At 63.0% G+C, this 16,534-nt stretch carries 16 protein-coding genes; 4 read left to right on the forward strand and 12 right to left on the reverse strand.

Annotation, left to right across the window (positions count from 1 at the left end; all coding sequences use genetic code 11):
- Nucleotides 1-132: 132 nt before the first annotated feature.
- The 12 genes from ACNQOP_RS09985 to ACNQOP_RS10040 all read right to left on the reverse strand — a co-directional run bounded on the left by ACNQOP_RS09985 (nt 133) and on the right by ACNQOP_RS10040 (nt 12,708).
- Entirely contained in the window at nt 133-783 is a 651-nt protein-coding gene (locus ACNQOP_RS09985) for a DedA family protein (RefSeq protein ID WP_257368727.1), read from the reverse strand.
- Nucleotides 784-870: 87 nt separating this feature from the next.
- A complete protein-coding gene (locus tag ACNQOP_RS09990) occupies nt 871-2,178 on the reverse strand; it encodes a thymidine phosphorylase (protein WP_416404363.1) in 1,308 nt (435 codons plus the stop codon).
- Nucleotides 2,175-2,579 (reverse strand): cytidine deaminase, encoded by a 405-nt coding sequence (locus ACNQOP_RS09995; protein WP_416404364.1) that lies wholly within the window; start codon nt 2,577-2,579, stop codon nt 2,175-2,177. The genes ACNQOP_RS09990 and ACNQOP_RS09995 overlap by 4 nt, the downstream gene beginning before the upstream one ends.
- A gap of 2 nt (nt 2,580-2,581) precedes the next feature.
- Nucleotides 2,582-3,871 carry an ABC transporter permease gene (locus ACNQOP_RS10000; protein WP_416404365.1) on the reverse strand — a complete coding sequence of 430 codons (1,290 nt, stop codon included), beginning with the start codon at nt 3,869-3,871 and terminating at the stop codon, nt 2,582-2,584.
- Nucleotides 3,868-5,208, reverse strand: coding sequence for an ABC transporter permease (locus tag ACNQOP_RS10005; RefSeq protein ID WP_416404366.1), 1,341 nt, complete (start codon nt 5,206-5,208; stop codon nt 3,868-3,870). The genes ACNQOP_RS10000 and ACNQOP_RS10005 overlap by 4 nt, the downstream gene beginning before the upstream one ends.
- The gene (locus tag ACNQOP_RS10010) at nt 5,201-6,718 is read right to left on the reverse strand and encodes an ABC transporter ATP-binding protein (RefSeq protein ID WP_416404367.1); all 1,518 of its coding nucleotides are present in this window, start codon (nt 6,716-6,718) and stop codon (nt 5,201-5,203) included. The genes ACNQOP_RS10005 and ACNQOP_RS10010 overlap by 8 nt, the downstream gene beginning before the upstream one ends.
- A gap of 127 nt (nt 6,719-6,845) precedes the next feature.
- Nucleotides 6,846-7,952, reverse strand: coding sequence for a BMP family lipoprotein (locus ACNQOP_RS10015; RefSeq protein WP_416404368.1), 1,107 nt, complete (start codon nt 7,950-7,952; stop codon nt 6,846-6,848).
- 257 nt (nt 7,953-8,209) lie between these two features.
- A complete protein-coding gene (locus ACNQOP_RS10020) occupies nt 8,210-9,229 on the reverse strand; it encodes an NADP-dependent oxidoreductase (RefSeq protein WP_416404369.1) in 1,020 nt (339 codons plus the stop codon).
- The gene (locus tag ACNQOP_RS10025) at nt 9,226-9,657 is read right to left on the reverse strand and encodes an organic hydroperoxide resistance protein (protein WP_062066863.1); all 432 of its coding nucleotides are present in this window, start codon (nt 9,655-9,657) and stop codon (nt 9,226-9,228) included. The genes ACNQOP_RS10020 and ACNQOP_RS10025 overlap by 4 nt, the downstream gene beginning before the upstream one ends.
- Before the next feature lie 44 nt (nt 9,658-9,701).
- On the reverse strand, nt 9,702-10,136 hold the full coding sequence (locus tag ACNQOP_RS10030) for a MarR family winged helix-turn-helix transcriptional regulator (protein ID WP_257368734.1): 435 nt from the start codon (nt 10,134-10,136) through the stop codon (nt 9,702-9,704).
- Between the two features lie 122 nt (nt 10,137-10,258).
- Nucleotides 10,259-11,464, reverse strand: coding sequence for an amidohydrolase (locus ACNQOP_RS10035; protein WP_235519243.1), 1,206 nt, complete (start codon nt 11,462-11,464; stop codon nt 10,259-10,261).
- A gap of 110 nt (nt 11,465-11,574) precedes the next feature.
- Nucleotides 11,575-12,708, reverse strand: coding sequence for a mannose-1-phosphate guanylyltransferase (locus ACNQOP_RS10040; protein ID WP_235519238.1), 1,134 nt, complete (start codon nt 12,706-12,708; stop codon nt 11,575-11,577).
- A gap of 253 nt (nt 12,709-12,961) precedes the next feature.
- Between ACNQOP_RS10040 and sdhC the strand changes: the two genes are divergently transcribed.
- The 4 genes from sdhC to ACNQOP_RS10060 all read left to right on the forward strand — a co-directional run bounded on the left by sdhC (nt 12,962) and on the right by ACNQOP_RS10060 (nt 16,515).
- The gene (gene sdhC / locus ACNQOP_RS10045) at nt 12,962-13,342 is read left to right on the forward strand and encodes a succinate dehydrogenase, cytochrome b556 subunit (RefSeq protein WP_211713083.1); all 381 of its coding nucleotides are present in this window, start codon (nt 12,962-12,964) and stop codon (nt 13,340-13,342) included.
- A 3-nt stretch (nt 13,343-13,345) separates the two neighbouring features.
- On the forward strand, nt 13,346-13,822 hold the full coding sequence (locus ACNQOP_RS10050) for a succinate dehydrogenase hydrophobic membrane anchor subunit (protein ID WP_257368736.1): 477 nt from the start codon (nt 13,346-13,348) through the stop codon (nt 13,820-13,822).
- Nucleotides 13,823-13,933: 111 nt separating this feature from the next.
- Nucleotides 13,934-15,733, forward strand: coding sequence for a succinate dehydrogenase flavoprotein subunit (gene sdhA / locus ACNQOP_RS10055; RefSeq protein ID WP_257368737.1), 1,800 nt, complete (start codon nt 13,934-13,936; stop codon nt 15,731-15,733).
- Nucleotides 15,733-16,515: a succinate dehydrogenase iron-sulfur subunit gene (locus tag ACNQOP_RS10060; RefSeq protein ID WP_211713080.1), complete on the forward strand. Its 783-nt coding sequence runs from the start codon at nt 15,733-15,735 to the stop codon at nt 16,513-16,515. The genes sdhA and ACNQOP_RS10060 overlap by 1 nt, the downstream gene beginning before the upstream one ends.
- Nucleotides 16,516-16,534: the final 19 nt, after the last annotated feature.

The raw sequence follows: 16,534 nt of genomic DNA on the forward strand, positions 1-16,534 counted from the left end.
AAGTCGCTATTAGTGTCCCACGGCCGGGACGTCGTTCGCTACGTCCCAGCCTTGGGATCACGCGTTTAACGCTACCGGTGGGCTGCTCGTTCCTGCGTCAGCCGCGGGACTGATCTTGGGGAGCCGCCAACGTCATACCGTGGGTGGAGGTGGAGCGCCTTCCCCGGGGATGTTTTTCCGGTCCAGCGGCACGGATCCGCGGACCCTGCTGATGATGCGATCGATAATGACGCCCAGGATCACGGCTACGACGATCGCTATGACAGCGCCCAACAGATGGTTGTGTTCGAACCACACTCCGAAGAAGTAGCCAAGTACCACAGAATACGAGGCCCACAGGATCGCGGACATAGCCGTCAGGCCGACGAAGCGCCGGTGGTTGAACTGCGTGGCACCCGCTGTCAGGTTGACCGCCACCCGCCCGATCGGGATGAACCGCGCCACCATGATCAGGGAGGCTGCCCGACGTCGGAGTTCCTTGCCCGCCCAGAGGAAGGCGCCCTGCATGCGCGGCGTACGCATCCATCGCCAGCGCTGGACGCCAATGCGTTGGCCAATAAGGTAGGCGATGTTGTCCCCCGCGAAAGCCCCCAGGGCCGCCATGAAGGCCAGCAGCCACACATTGGGCACGCCGCTGCTGCCGGAGACGGCGCTCAGGCCCACCACCACCGACTCGCTGGGGATCGGTGGAAAGAAGCCATCGATCACGCAGCAGGCCAACACCAGGAACAACACCCAAGGCTGCCCTGCCGCGGCGAGGATGAAATCGTTGATGCCCTGCACTGTGTCCTTAAGGTAGCCGGCTCACCGTAGCGCCGGATGACTCAATTGTCCGGGCTGATCCTGAGGGCCAGCCCGGAACAATTAAGCCTAGGCGATGCGGTCGATGATGAGCTGATGCGCCGGACGTGATCCCTCGGGCGCAATCACCACCGCGTCCTGGAGTGCTTCCTTGGCGCGGTCGAACTTTTCCGGGGTGTCCGTGAGCAGCGTCATCAGGGGCTCGCCGGCGCGCACCAGGGCACCCGGCTTGGCATGCAAGCGGACGCCTGCTCCGGCCTGGACCTGGTCCTCCTTGCGGGCCCGTCCGGCACCAAGGCGCCAAGCGGCGACACCCACAGAGAGCGCATCCAGCTCCATCAGGATGCCGTCAGCGGGTGCGTAGATAACCTCGGATTCCTTGGCCACAGGCAGCGCAGCCCGGGGATCCCCGCCCTGGGCTTCGATCATCCTGTTCCACACGTCCATGGCCCGGCCGTCCCTGAGGGCGGCTGCCGGATCGGCGTCGTGGATGCCCGCACCGGCGAGCATTTCCTCGGCCAACCGGACAGTCAGTTCGACGACGTCTTCCGGACCGCCGCCGGCAAGGACCTCCACAGACTCCTCGACCTCGATCGCGTTGCCCGCGGTCAGGCCCAGCGGAGTGGACATGTCGGTGATCAGTGCCACGGTGTGGACTCCGGCATCCTTCCCCAGGGCCACCATGGTCTCAGCCAGCTCCCGTGCCCGTGCTTCATCCTTCATGAAGGCACCCGAGCCCACCTTGACGTCCAGCACCAGCGAGCCAGTGCCTTCCGCGATCTTCTTGCTCATGATCGACGAGGCAATCAGTGGAATGGCTTCCACGGTCCCCGTGACGTCGCGCAGCGCGTACAGTTTCTTATCCGCCGGCGCGAGCCCGGAACCTGCCGCGCAAATGACCGCACCCACGTCCTGGAGCTGTGCCATGATCTCGTCATTGCTCAAGTTGGCCCGCCAGCCGGGAATGGCCTCGAGCTTGTCCAACGTGCCGCCGGTGTGGCCCAGGCCGCGGCCCGAGAGCTGCGGGACCGCGACGCCGAAGACCGCGACAAGCGGTGCCAGCGGCAGGGTGATCTTGTCCCCCACCCCACCGGTGGAGTGCTTGTCGCTGGTAGCCTTCCGCCCGCCGTCGGGCGTTGTCAGCGACGAAAAGTCCATCCGTTCGCCCGAGGCGATCATGGCAGATGTCCACCGCGAAATCTCGGCGCGATCCATGCCGTTGAGCAGGATGGCCATGTTCAGGGCCGCCATCTGTTCATCGGCGATCACACCACGGGTGTAGGCGTCGATGGTCCAGTCGATCTGCTCGGGAGTCAGCGTCCCTTTGTCCCGCTTGATGGAAATAATCTGGACGGCGTCAAACGCTTCTGTGGTCACGCGGTTTCCTCCAAATGTTCGGGACCAAAGGCGTCAGGCAGCACCTGGTCCATGGATTTGATGCCCTGCGTTGTCATGAGCTGCATGCCCGGTGCCCGGAATTCGTAGAGCAGCTGGCGGCAACGCCCGCACGGCATGAGGACGTTGCCCTGGCCATCCACGCAGTAGAACGCGGCGATCCTGCCGCCACCGGTCATATGGAGCTGTCCCACGAGAGCACATTCTGCGCAAAGGGTCAGGCCATAGCTGGCATTCTCCACGTTGCAGCCACTGATAATCCGCCCGTCCTCGGTAAGGGCCGCAGCCCCCACCGGGAACTTCGAATACGGCGCGTAGGCATGCTCCATGGCCCGCTTCGCGGCATCTTCCAGGGCGCCCCAGTCGACGTTGCTTGCCGACATGGTCAACCCTTCACGTACGGTATGCCGCTTGCGGCCGGTGGCCGCGACTTACCCACCAAACCGGCGACGGCGAAGATGGTCACCAGGTACGGCAGCATGGCCATGAACTGGCTCGGAACGGGAGTACCGATGATGCCCAGGATGGACTGCAGGTTGTAGGCAAAGCCGAACAGCAGTGAAGCCAGGAAGGCACCGATCGGATTCCACCGGCCAAAGATCAGCGCGGCCAGGGCGATAAAGCCACGGCCACCGGAGATGTCCTTGGTGAAGGAATCGATGGTGACCAGCGTGAACACGGCACCCCCGATACCGGCGATGGCACCGCCCAGGGTGACGTTCCAGAACCGGGTGGCGTTGACGTTGATGCCCAACGTGTCCGCCGCCTGCGGGTGTTCGCCGACGGCGCGGACGCGAAGCCCCCACCGGGTCTTGAACAGGCCGAACCAGACCACGGCCACCGCAACGTACATCAGGTAGCCGGCGATGGACTGCTCAAACAGGATCGGTCCGATGATGGGGATGTCCGAAAGCAGCGGGATCGGAAGGATGTCCAGGCGGCCCGGGGTGTTGAACTGCTCCTTGTTGGGCACCATCAGGGTGCCGAAAAGGAAGCCGGTGAGCCCGGAGACCAGAACGTTCAGCACCACGCCAACAATGATCTGGTTGACCAGGTATTTGATGCTGAACACGGCCAGGACCATGGACACTGCGGCACCTGCGGCAGCGGCGGCGATCAGGCCGATGTAGGGGCTGCCGGTAATGGTTGCCACCAAGGCCGCGGTGAATGCGCCACCCAGGAGTTGGCCCTCGATGGCGATATTGACCACGCCGACCCGCTCACACAGGACGCCCGACAACGAACCGAAAACCAAGGGTACGGCCAGCGTCACCGAACCGGCGACGAGGCCGGCCAACGAGATGGACGGCTGGCGTGCACCGGCCACGATCCACACCAGCAAGGCGAACACGAACACCACGGCAAACGCAATAGGCAGCCACTTTGGTGACCGCTCACCCCGCGTCCACAAAAAGATCGAGTAGGCCGCCATGGCGAGCAGGAGAATGCCCAGGACAACCCCACCCACCTGGCCCGGGATCATCAAAGCCGGTACGACTACGGCATCCCCGGAGTCGCTGATCTTCATCTCGGCGGTCTTGTCCGGGCCCAGGAATCCGAAGAAGACCAGGGCTATCAGCGCCAGGACGCCAAGTGAGATGGGGACCTTCATGGACGGCCTGAACGCGGGCAGGGCTGTTGCACCCGCCCTGGGAGCGGTGGTCGTAGCGCTCACTTGGCACCTCCGGTGGCGTTGGCAAGGGCAGCCTTCGGGGCCGCTTTGGGTGTCTTGGTCTTCTTCTTGGCTTCAAGCCTGAAGATGGACCGGATCAGCGGCGGCGCCGCGATGAACAGGACGATCAGCGATTGCACCACCAGCACGATGTCGATGGGTGTGCCAGTCTGGATCTGCATCTGCACAGCTCCAGCGCGGAACGCCCCGAACAGCAGGCCAGCGAAGAATGTCCCCCACGGCGTGCTGCGGCCAAGCAGGGCCACGGTGATGGAATCGAAGCCGATCTGGGCTGCAACGCCCCCTGTCAGTACCTTTTCGGTACCGGCAACCTGGGCGACGCCGCCGAACGCAGCCAACGCGCCGGCCATGGCCATCACCAGGATGGTGGCGCGGGATACCTTGACGCCGGCGGTCCTTGCTGCGATGGGGTTCGCACCGACGGCACGGAATTCAAAGCCGATGGTTGACCGGTTGAGCAGCCACCACACGCCGTAGGTCAGTGCCACTGCCACGAGGAAGCCAAGGTGGAGCCTGGAGCCCGGGATGAGCACAGGGTAGGTAGCCGACTCGTCAAGTCGCGGCGAGATGGGGCTATTGTCCCCCGGACGGCGGAATGCCGCCGTGTTCAGGAGGAAGTCCAACAGGAACAACGCCACGTAGTTCAGCATGATGGTCACGATCACCTCATGCGCACCGGTCCGGGCCTTGAGGATGCCAACGATCGCACCCCACACTGCGCCGCCCAGGACACCCATGATGAGGACCACCAGCAGGTGCAGGCCGAACGGCAGGTGCCATGCGAAGCCCACGTAAGCCGCCAGGGTGGCGCTGATAATGATTTGCCCCTGGGCACCGATGTTGAACAGGCCCGCACGGAACGCCAAGGCCACGCCGAGGCCCGCACAGATCAGCGGGGTGGCAACGGTCATGGTTTCCAGGATGGGCTTGAAGCCTTCGCGAGGACTAAAAACGGAGCCTTGGAAGAGTGCGCCGTAGCTCTCGGTCATTGCAGCCCACAAGGCACTCAGGAAGTCCGTGGGCCTGGCGAAGAGGTAGCCGGCGGTCTTGGCGACCTGGCTGTCCGTGCTGGCAATCAGCAGGCCACCCAGGAAGAGCGCGACGATGACCGCCAGGACGGAGACGAAGCCATTGCCCATGACGATGCGGCGCATGACGCTGCCCTGCTGGTGGCCCGAGTCTCCGCTCTGGGAGGACACCGGAACAATGGACGGTTCCAGCATTCCGCCGGCAGTATCAAGCGAGACGTCCGCGGCACGTACTTCCGCCGTGGATTCAGCGGGGGTCTGATCGCTCTTAGCCTGATCCTTCTCAGTCATCTGAGCCTCCTTCCGGGCCGACGCCGGCCATCATCAAGCCGAGGGTGTCCCGGAGAGTGCCCGCGGGGACAATGCCCACGAGCTTGCCCTTGTACAGCACCGCGATTCGGTCTGCGAGCTCAATGACTTCATCTAGCTCAGTGGATACGATCATCACCGGTGTTCCGACATCCCGCTCGGCAACGATGCGCTTATGCAGGAACTCGATGGAGCCCACATCCACGCCGCGGGTGGGTTGGCTTGCGATGAACAGGCGCAACGGGCGGGACAGTTCCCGCGCCATGACGACCTTCTGCTGGTTGCCACCGGACAGTGTTCCTGCAGCCGAACCGGCCGAAGGGGTCCGGATGTCGAACTCCTCGATCTTGGCTTTGGCGTGCTCTGCGACCTTGGCGGGCTTCATGCTGATGCCACTGGCGAACGGGGCCTGGTCGTAGAGGTCAAGCACCAGGTTCTCGGCCACCGAGAACGGACCTACGAGTCCGTCCACGGTGCGGTCTTCCGGGACGAAGCCGACGCCGGACCGCAGCACATCCTTGACCGGCAAGCCAAGCAACTGCTTGCCGTCCAGTGTCACGGATCCGGTCACGTGCTCCTGCACGCCCAGGATCGCTTCCGTCAGTTCGGTTTGGCCGTTGCCCTGGACGCCGGCGACGGCGAGGATCTCACCTTGGGCGATGTCGAAGCTGATGCCATCCACCACGTTGGTGCCGTTGGCTGCACGCACGGTCAGGTTCTCCACGACGAACGTGGTTTCCTTCGGCTGTGCCGGTGCCTTGTCCAGGCTCAGGCTGACAGGCCGGCCCACCATCATGGAGGCCAGCTCGGTAGCGGATGCCGTGGGAGGGGCGTCGCCCACCACTTTGCCGCGGCGGATGACGGTGATGACGTCCGAAACAGCCTTCACTTCGCGGAGCTTGTGCGAAATGAAGACAATGGACGTGCCGCCCGCTTTGAGCTGCCGCATGATGTCCAGGAGTTCATCGGTTTCCTGGGGTGTCAGCACTGCCGTGGGCTCGTCGAGGATGAGCACCTTGGCTTCGCGCACCAATGCCTTGATGATTTCAACGCGCTGCTGGACGCCTACGGGGAGGTCCTCAACGAGGGCGTCGGGATCAACATCAAAACCGTACCTGTCGGAGATCTCCCGGATCTTCCTGCGGGTTTCGTCGATGCTCAGGACGCCGCCGAATGTTGTTGGTTCAGCGCCGAGGGCCACGTTTTCCGCGACCGTGAAGACGGGAACCAGCATGAAGTGCTGGTGCACCATGCCAATGCCCGCCGCCATGGCGTCGCCGGGGCCGCGGAAGCTGACGGGTTTGTCATCCACCAGGATGTGGCCGGCAGTGGGCTCGTAGAGCCCGTAGAGCACGTTCATGAGGGTCGATTTGCCGGCCCCGTTTTCGCCCAGGAGGCAATGGATCTGTCCGGATTCGACCACGAGGTCAATGTCTTGGTTGGCGTAGAAGGTCCCGAAGGCTTTCGAGATCCCCTTCAATTCGAGTTTCACAACTCCACCGTTCTGTGAGTCCGAGGGACTTTACTGCCCACAAGCCGTGGCTTGGGTTCAGCCTAGTCAGGGCAAAAACGCGCCGCCAGTACCGGGGCACGGTACTGGCGGCGCGTTCAGGAATTGTTTACTTCTTGGGGCTCGCTGCCGATTCGACAACCAGCTTGCCGGAGACGATGTCCGCCTTCAGGGCATCGAGTTCCTTCTTGGTGTCAGCGGAAACAGCGGAGTCGAGATCGTGGAACGGAGCAATGGCAACGCCGTCGTTCTGCAGCGTGCCAACGTAGGCCGTGTTGCTGAACTTGCCGTCCTTGTCGTCCTTCACCACGGTCTCCACAGCTTCGTCCATCTTCTTGACCACGGAGGTCAGCATGAGGTCCTTGTACTCGGGAGCCGTGAGGTAGCCATCGGAGTCAACCCAGATGAGCTTGACGTCCTTACCGGCTGCCTTGGCTTCCTTCAGCGCAGCGCCTGCACCCTTGCCGACCGGGCCGGCAACGGGCATCACGATGTCCGCACCCTGGTCCAGCAGGTTGATGGTGACCTGCTTGCCGGTGTCCTGCTTTTCGAAGTCTCCCGTGAACGAGCCGTCCTGGGTCTTCTTGTCCCAGCCGACAACCTGGACGGACTTGTTCTTTGCCTTGTTGTAGGCCTGGACGCCGTCGTAGAAGCCGTCCATGAAGATGGTGACCGTGGGGATCTTGATGCCACCGAAGGTACCAACCTTGCCGGTCTTGGTGGTGGCCGCAGCAGCGTAGCCGGCCAGGTAGGCGGCCTGCGCGGTGTCGTAGACAACCGGCTTCACGTTGGCGATCGGAGTCTCGTACGTGTAGTCGATGATCGCGAAGTGCTTGTCAGTGTTCTTCTCTGCAGCGGCCTTGGTGGCATCGCCCAGGAGGAAGCCGACGGTGACCGTAAGGTTGCAGCCAGCGGAGATCATGCCGTTGAGGTTGGTCTCGAAGTCGCTGTTGGCCTTGGATTCGGCGGACTTCATGGTGATGCCAAGGTCCTTCTCGGACTTCTTGAGGCCTTCGAACGAGGACTGGTTGAAGGACTGGTCATCGAATCCACCGGAGTCGGAGACGATGCATCCCACATAGTCGCTCTTGGTGGCGGCACCGGATCCGGCGTCGGGAGCCTGGCCACAGCCGGTCAGCAGGAGCGCTGCTGCGCCGACGGTTGCAACACCGGCCATTGAACCGCGCTTCAGGGTGGCACGCAGTGGTTTCTTCAATTTTCCTCCAGGAAGAAAGTGATTGGCGCTACGACGGATGGTCAATGAGTGTCCGTTTCCTATACCTGAGGCAGAAATTCTGTTTTCACTGATGCTCGCAGCTGCGCCTAGGCGCATTGATGGAAACAACACTAGTGTCCTAAAACACACCCGGATAGCACATCGCGGTCCCCGAGGGCAGATTGTTGACCTTTTGTTACCAAGCAGTAGCCGGGTGCGCAAGTCACACCCGGCTACTGCTTGGTAAATCCTCGTTGCTAGAGCCGGACGAGCATCTTTCCGGTGTTTGCTCCGTCCAGCAGGTCAATGAAGGCCTGCGGTGCGTTTTCCAGGCCATCGACAATCGTCTCGTCGTAGCTGACGCTGCCATCGGCAAGCCAACCGGCCATCTTCCGCGCGAACTCAGCCGCGTGCTGGCGCTGTCCGCCCACCAGGAAACCGCGCAAGGTCAGCTGCTTGCCGATAGCGACGGCCAGGTTGCGGGGGGCAACTGGCGGCTCGGTCGAGTTGTACTGGGCGATCGCGCCGCACATGGCCACACGTCCGCCCACCGTCAGGGTGGCCAAAGCTGCCTCGAGGTGTTCGCCACCAACGTTGTCGAAATAGACGTCGATGCCGCGCTCCCCCGCCGCCTCGCGGAGCTGGTCAAGCACCGGGGCGTCGTTGTAGCTGAACGCAGAGTCGAAGCCCAATTCCAGCAACCGGGCAACCTTCTCGGCCGACCCAGCGCTACCGATCACCTTGGACGCGCCCATGGCCTTGGCAATCTGGCCCACCATGGAACCAACAGCCCCTGCCGCGCCGGAGACGAACACGACGTCGCCTTCCTTGAACTCCGCCACCTTCAGCAGGCCGGAGTAGGCAGTCAGGCCGGTCATGCCCAATGCGCCGAGGAACGCGGAGGTGGGAGCAAGCCCACTGGGAACCGGGGTGGTCGCTGCGGCATCCACCACTGCATGTTCGCGCCATCCGAGGGAATGCACGACGACGTCCCCCACCTTGTGCGCGTCCGAACGGGACGCAATCACCTCACCCACGGCACCGCCGTCGAGCGCTGCATCGATCTGGAACGGAGCCGAGTAGGACTTCACGTCGTTCATGCGGCCACGCATGTAGGGGTCAACGGACATGAACTGGTTCTTGACCAGGATCTGTCCTTCGCCGAGTTCAGGCAGCCCGGCCGTGGCCAGGCGGAAGTTCTCCTGTGCCGGGCGGCCTACGGGACGGGATGCCAGCTGGATTTCGCGGGTCTCTACGGGAGTGGAAACGGCGCTCATGCTGCGAACTCCACGAGCTTGAGGTCTACGGCCATGTTGCCACGGGTGGCGTTGGAGTAAGGGCACACCTGGTGCGCTTTGTGCATGAGCTGCTCGGCCGTTTCACGGTCCAGGGCGGGCAACGCGATTTCCAGTTCAGCGGCGAGGCCGAAGCCTTCACTGTCCGTCAGTGCGCCGATGTGGATCCTGGCCGCGACAGCAGAGTCCGTCAGGTCCACGCGCTCCTTGCGGCCCACCAGGCGAAGGGCAGAGTGGAAGCAGGCAGCGTAACCGGCAGCAAAGAGCTGCTCCGGGTTGGTGCCTTCGCCATTGCCGCCAAGCTCCTTGGGGCTGGCGAGGGCGACGTCCAGCTTGCCATCGTTGGTGCGGGCGTTGCCGTCACGGCCTTCGCCGGAGGCCAGGGCCTCAGCAGTGTAAAGAGTCTTCATGGTGGTTCCGTTTCTCTTCGGTAATGGGTGGCTTGGGAAAATTCTTAGAGTGAGCTGTTCAAGGCCGTGGTGAGCTTGCCCAGCGTGGCGTGGAGTTGCTGGATCTCCGCGGCGGACAGTCCAGCGGCATCGGCCAATGCCTGGGGCACGGCCTGGGCGCGGGCACTGAGTTCCCTGCCGGCGTCGGTCAGCACGACGTCAACCCGGCGCTCGTCCTGAGAGGACCGCTTACGCTCCACCAGGCCCAGGCCCTCAAGGCGCTTGAGGAGCGGCGAAAGCGTGCCGGAATCGAGGCCTAGTTCGGCGCCCAGTTCGCGGACGCTGCGCGGTTCCTGCTCCCACAGCACCAGCATGACCAGATACTGCGGGTAGGTCAGGCCCAGGTCCTCCAGCACGGGGCGGTAGACCGCTGTGGCTGCTTTGGACGCCGAATACAGCGCAAAGCAGACCTGGTGGCGGAGGCGGGGTGCATCACTCATGAATAAAACGATAGTGCACAATTCAATTGTGCACAACTCAATTGGCCGGCACTAAGCCGAACAGGTTGCCGATAAGCGAGTTTTTTGAGTGGAAAAGAACGCGCTTGACGGCTTGGTCGGGGTTAGGACTCCAGGTCGCGGATGGTCCGCAGGGCAGCGCCGGTAAGCACCCGCACCGCGTACCCAAGCGCGCGCTCATCCACGATGAAGTCCCCGCGGTGAAGGTCATACTCCTCGCCGCCAGGGGTATGCGTCCCAAGCCGCATCATGGCTCCGGGAAGATCCGCGAGGAACCACGCGAAATCTTCTCCGCCCATGGACTGCGGGGTCAGGACCACGGCGTTCTCGCCAAGTTCCGCCCGCGCGGAAGCCTCGATCAGGGCGGTCTCATGCTCGGAGTTGACCACCGGCGGCACTCCGCGGGTGTGTTCCAGGTGCACATCAACGCCGTAGGGTGCTGCCACCTGCTTGACGACGTCGTCCAGCAATTCGCCGGCACTGTGCCAGGCGTCCCGGTCCAAGCAGCGCATGGTGCCGGCCATGTAGCCCGACGCCGGGATGGCATTGGGAGCCGATCCGGCAGAAATCTGGCCCCACACCACGGAAACACCGCTGCGGACATCCACCCGGCGGGAAAGTACAGCCGGGACGTTGATGGCGATCTGCGACAAAGCGAAGACCAGGTCTTCGGTAAGGTGCGGCCGTGACGTGTGTCCGCCACGCCCGGACAGTTCAATCTTGATGGTGTCCGATGCCGACGTGATCGCACCAATGCGGGTGCCGATCTGGCCCACGTTGATCCGGGGATCACAGTGCAGGGCCAGGATACGGGGAACCCCTTCCAACACACCCTGCTCGATGCAGGACAAAGCGCCTCCGGGCATGGTTTCCTCGGCGGGCTGGAAAATGATGCGTACCGTGCCGCCCAACGGGTTGTTCTTGTGCATCCGGTGCAGCACCAGGGCAATGCCCAGCATGGTGGTGGTGTGGATGTCGTGCCCACAGGCATGGGTGACGCCGTGGTTCTTCGAAGCAAACGGCAGGCCGGTCTCCTCGATGATCGGCAGGGCGTCGATGTCGCCGCGGAGTGCTGTGGCAATGGGCCCTTCGCCGACATCCACAGTGAGCCCGGTGCCCTCGAGCCGACGTGGCTTCAGGCCCGCTGCCTCGAGGCGCTCTACGAGCTTGTCGGTCGTCCTGAACTCCTTGAAGGACAGTTCAGGGTGCGCATGGAGGTCACGCCGGAATTCAATGAGTCCGGGCAGGAATTCGTCAACCCAGGGACCGACAACAGGGGTGGGCTCGGTTTCAGTCGTGTAATTGCGCACGTCACAACTCTAGCCATGCGCGGCCTCCGAAGAACGAAAGCCACCTCTTGGTTACGCTGCGTTCAGACGCAGGGCAACCAAAGAGGTGGCTCACGGTATAAGCAGATGCGTTACAGCACGTCCGTGTCGCCGCTGGCTTTAAGGGCGTCAACGGTGCCCTTGACCAGTTGCGCGTGCTCCTTCGTGGTCACCAGCAAGGCGTCCGGGGTGTCCACGATGACCACGTCCTTGATGCCGATCAGGGCAATGACGCGCTTGGTGTCGGAAACCACCACGCCGCTGGCATTCTCCGCGAAGACGCGGGCGCCCTCGCCCAGGACGGTGACTTCGTCGACGTCGCCGGCGTTGTTCAGTCGACCGATCGCGGCGAAGTCGCCGACGTCGTCCCAACGGAAAGTGCCAGGTACGACGGCGACGTCCCCGGCTTCCGCTGCAGGCTCAGCCACGGCGTAGTCGATGGCGATCTTGGGCAAGGTTGGCCAGACACGGGCCTTGACCTCGTCGCGCTGGGGCGTGTCCCACGCTTCGGCGATCTCCTGCAGGCCCGCGAAGAGCACCGGCTGGTTCGCTTCTAGGTGCTTCAGCATGAGTGCGACCGGCGCAACGAACATGCCAGCGTTCCAGACGTAGTCCCCGGCTTCGAAGTACTTGTTGGCCACTTCCTGGCTGGGCTTCTCAACAAACTCGGCCACAGCCATGGCATTCGGAGCACCCTCGACGTTCAGGGCCGCGCCTGAGCGGATATAGCCGAAGCCCGTTGACGGGTGCGTGGGCTTAATGCCGATGGTGACGATCTTGCCCTTGGCAGCTGTGTGGATCGCCTCACGCACGGCCTCCTGGAAGAGGTCGTCCGGGCTGATGACCTGGTCTGCGGCGAAGGAACCCATGATGGTCTCCGGATCGCGGCGGTGCAGGATCGCGGCGGCCAGCCCGATGGCAGCGCCGGAGTCTTTGGGCTCGCTTTCGAGGACGAGCTCGTCATCCCCTACCTCAGGCAGTTGGCGGCACACGGCGGCACGGTGCGCTTCACCGGTGACCACCAGCACGCGGTCTCCGGCCAGCGGCTCGAGCCTGTCATAGGTGGCCCTCAACAACGTGCTGCCCGAACCGGTCAGGTCGTGGAGGAACTTGGGCGCAGCGGCACGCGAGAGTGGCCACAGCCGGGTCCCCACACCGCCCGCCGGAATGACCGCGTGAAAGCGGTCCAATGGCGATTCCGGGTATTTCGCGTCTTCTGTACTCACCGCAACACTTTATCCTGTGCAAGCAGGAAGCCCCGCAGAACGCCACGCATGTGGCGTTCGTCTCAGGCAGTTCCCAAAATCGCCTGAATCCGGGCAGGAAACATGGAATTAACAAGCAGAGAAGTCCGCCCTAAATTGAATATGCTGTGAGCGAAGCCTAGATTTAGGCGTGAGCTACGAGTGCTCTCGCAGCAGGCGTTCCCCCCGCATGGATCCCATGCCAGCGCCGCTGTGTTGCAGGAAGGTTTAATCAGTGCCGACAAAACCAGCTGGCACCTTGTACCGCGGCCGTGAAGGCATGTGGTCCTGGGTTGGACACCGTATTACCGGTGTAGTGATCTTTTTCTTCTTGTTGGTCCATGTGCTGGACACCTCATTGGTGCGCGTGTCCCCTGAGGCCTACACCGCCGTCATCGGCGCATACAAGAACCCCCTGATGGCCCTGGGTGAAACGGGCCTGGTCGCAGCGATCATCTTCCACGCCTTCAACGGCCTGCGTGTGATCGCCATCGATTTCTGGAAGAAGGGCGCGAAGTACCAGCGCCAGCTGCTGTGGATCGTGCTTGCGCTGTGGCTGGTCACGTTCGCAGGCTTCGCCATCCGCCACCTTTCCCTTGCGCTGGGAGGCCACTAAGCCATGACAACCATCGAATCCCCGCGCAGCGGGAAAATCGGGAGCGGCAAGATCGCGCCGAAGTACAACCGCAGCGGTTCCAGCCGCGGCAACTTCGAGATGATCGCCTGGCTCTTCATGCGCCTCTCCGGCATCGTCCTGGTGGTGCTGATCTTCGGCCACCTCTTCGTGAACCTGATGGTCGGCGATGGCATCCACGCCATCGACTTCGGCTTCGTTGCCGGCAAGTGGGCCGATCCCTTCTGGCAGTTCTGGGACCTGGCCATGCTGTGGCTTGCCATGCTGCACGGCACCAACGGCGTCCGCACCATCATCAACGACTACGCCGAGAAGGATTCCACTCGCTTCTGGCTCAAGATGGTCCTTTATGCGGCCACCCTGGTCATCATCATCCTGGGCACTCTGGTGATCTTCACCTTCAACCCGTGCCCCGTCGTCGACGGCGTTCAGCTGCCTGGCGGATTCTGCCCGGCCCCGTAGCGGGCTGTGCCACAGCGGCGGTCCGGCCCCTCCTTGGAGTAAACCGGTTCGCCGGACGTAGCGGAGCAGCCTCCGCCGACCATCTGAATTTTGAAAGAGAGAGCATCTGGTATGCAGGTCCATAAGTACGACGTCGTCATTGTCGGTGCAGGTGGCGCCGGCATGCGCGCCGCGATCGAGTCCGGTCAGCGCGCACGCACAGCGGTACTGACCAAGCTCTACCCCACCCGTTCGCACACTGGTGCGGCACAGGGCGGTATGTGTGCAGCACTGGCCAACGTCGAAGAAGACAACTGGGAATGGCACACCTTTGACACCATCAAGGGTGGCGACTACCTGGTTGACCAGGACGCAGCCGAGGTCATGGCGAAGGAAGCCATCGACGCCGTGCTGGACCTGGAAAAGATGGGTCTGCCGTTCAACCGCACGCCTGAGGGCCGCATTGACCAGCGTCGTTTCGGTGGCCACACCCGCGACCACGGCAAGGCTCCTGTCCGCCGTGCGTGCTACGCAGCTGACCGTACCGGCCACATGATCCTGCAGACGCTGTACCAAAACTGCGTCAAGCACAACGTTGAGTTCTACAACGAGTACTACGTCCTGGACCTGCTGATCGTCGAAGAAGACGCAGTACGCGAAGACGGTACGCCGTACAAGCAGAAGCGCGTTGCAGGCGTTGTCTCCTACGACCTCGCTTCCGGCGAACTGCACGTCTTCCAGGCCAAGTCCGTGGTGTTCGCCTCCGGCGGCGCCGGCAAGGTCTTCAAGACCACCTCCAACGCCCACACCCTCACCGGTGACGGCATGGGCATCGCGTTCCGCCGCGGTATCCCCCTGGAAGACATGGAGTTCTTCCAGTTCCACCCGACCGGCCTCGCCGGCCTGGGCATCCTCCTCACCGAGGGTGCGCGTGGTGAAGGTGCCATCCTGCGTAACTCCGAGGGTGAGCGCTTCATGGAGCGCTACGCCCCCACCATCAAGGACCTCGCACCCCGTGACATCGTGGCCCGCGCCATGGCCAACGAAGTGCGCGAAGGCCGCGGCTGTGGTCCGAACAAGGACTACGTCCTCCTGGACCTGACCCACCTTGAGCCTGCGCACATCGAGGCCAAGCTTCCGGACATCACCGAGTTCGCCCGCACCTACCTGGGTGTGGAACCGTTCACGGATCCGGTTCCCGTGTTCCCCACCGCGCACTACGCCATGGGCGGCATTCCGACGAACATCACCACCGAGGTGCTGCAGGACAACGACACGATCGTGCCGGGCCTCTACGCAGCCGGTGAAGTTGCCTGTGTTTCCGTGCACGGCTCCAACCGCCTCGGCACCAACTCGCTCCTGGACATCAACGTGTTCGGCAAGCGCGCCGGTATCGCCGCTGCGGAGTACTCCAAGACGGCTGACTTTGTTGAGCTGCCGGCTGACCCCGAAGCCATGACCCGTGGCATCCTGGACCGCCTGCTCACCGGCAACGGCACTGAGCGTGTTGCGCAGATCCGCAAGGAACTGCAGGACACCATGGACGCCAACATGCAGGTGTTCCGTACCAAGGAATCGCTGGAGCAGGTCCTGCGCGACATCGCATCCTTCGAAGAGCGGTACAAGAACGTCACGGTCCAGGACAAGGGCAAGCGCTTCAACCTGGATCTCCTGGAAGCCGTGGAGTTGGGCTTCCTCCTGGACATGGCCAAGGTCATGACCGTCGGTGCGCTGCACCGTGAAGAGTCACGCGGTGGCCACTACCGTGAGGACTTCCCGGACCGCGACGACGAGAAGTTCATGAAGCACTCCATGGCTTACCTGGACAACACCGTCACCGCCGCATCCTCGGCGGAATCTGTTGCGGGCATCCGTCTCGAGACGAAGCCCGTCATCTTCACCCGTTACGAGCCGATGGAGCGTAAGTACTAATGACGACCGAAATGGCAGAGCCCGCTTCCAAGATCGAGCTCCCGGCAAGCGTTGCCGGCGACGGTGAAATCCCCACGTTCCACATCACGCTTCGCGTACGCCGCTACGACCCGGAAATCTCGGACGAGGCACGCTGGGACGACTACAAGCTGACCATGTACGGCACGGACCGCGTGTTGGATGCCCTGCACAAGGTCAAGTGGGAGATCGACGGAACTGTTTCCTTCCGCCGCTCCTGCGCCCACGGTGTCTGTGGTTCCGATGCCATGCGCATCAACGGCCGCAACCGCCTCGCCTGCAAGACGCTGCTGAAGGACCTGGACACGTCCAAGCCCATCACCGTCGAGCCGATCAAGGGCCTCCCCGTGGAGAAGGACCTGATCGTGGACATGGAACCCTTCTTCCAGTCCTTCCGCGAAGTCATGCCGTTCCTGATCAACAAGGGCCACGAGCCCACCAAGGAACGCCTGCAGTCCGTCGAGGACCGTGAGCGCTTTGACGACACCACCAAGTGCATCCTGTGCGCCGCCTGCACCTCGTCCTGCCCGGTCTTCTGGACCGACGGCCAGTACTTCGGTCCGGCAGCGATCGTCAACGCACACCGCTTCATCTTCGATTCCCGTGATGACGCCGGCGACATGCGCCTGGAAATCCTCAACGACAAAGAAGGTGTGTGGCGCTGCCGCACCACCTTCAACTGCTCCGAAGCATGCCCCCGTGGCATCCAGGTGACCAAGGCAATCGCCGAGGTCAAGCAGGCCATCCTGGCACGCAAGATCTAGTTAGCCGTTCCCTTAAAGA

This window comes from Arthrobacter sp. LFS091 (assembly GCF_047977885.1).
Classification (GTDB): Bacteria; Actinomycetota; Actinomycetes; order Actinomycetales; family Micrococcaceae; genus Arthrobacter.

Bases quoted from the DNA above. Each gene is read 5' to 3' on its own strand.
- ACNQOP_RS10030 (WP_257368734.1), bottom strand. From the start codon at position 10,136: ATGAGTGATGCACCCCGCCTCCGCCACCAGGTCTGCTTTGCGCTGTAT.
- ACNQOP_RS10020 (WP_416404369.1), bottom strand. From the start codon at position 9,229: ATGAGCGCCGTTTCCACTCCCGTAGAGACCCGCGAAATCCAGCTGGCA.
- ACNQOP_RS10005 (WP_416404366.1), bottom strand. From the start codon at position 5,208: ATGACTGAGAAGGATCAGGCTAAGAGCGATCAGACCCCCGCTGAATCC.
- ACNQOP_RS10050 (WP_257368736.1), top strand. From the start codon at position 13,346: ATGACAACCATCGAATCCCCGCGCAGCGGGAAAATCGGGAGCGGCAAG.
- ACNQOP_RS10025 (WP_062066863.1), bottom strand. From the start codon at position 9,657: ATGAAGACTCTTTACACTGCTGAGGCCCTGGCCTCCGGCGAAGGCCGT.
- ACNQOP_RS10060 (WP_211713080.1), top strand. From the start codon at position 15,733: ATGACGACCGAAATGGCAGAGCCCGCTTCCAAGATCGAGCTCCCGGCA.
- sdhA (WP_257368737.1), top strand. From the start codon at position 13,934: ATGCAGGTCCATAAGTACGACGTCGTCATTGTCGGTGCAGGTGGCGCC.
- ACNQOP_RS09995 (WP_416404364.1), bottom strand. From the start codon at position 2,579: ATGTCGGCAAGCAACGTCGACTGGGGCGCCCTGGAAGATGCCGCGAAG.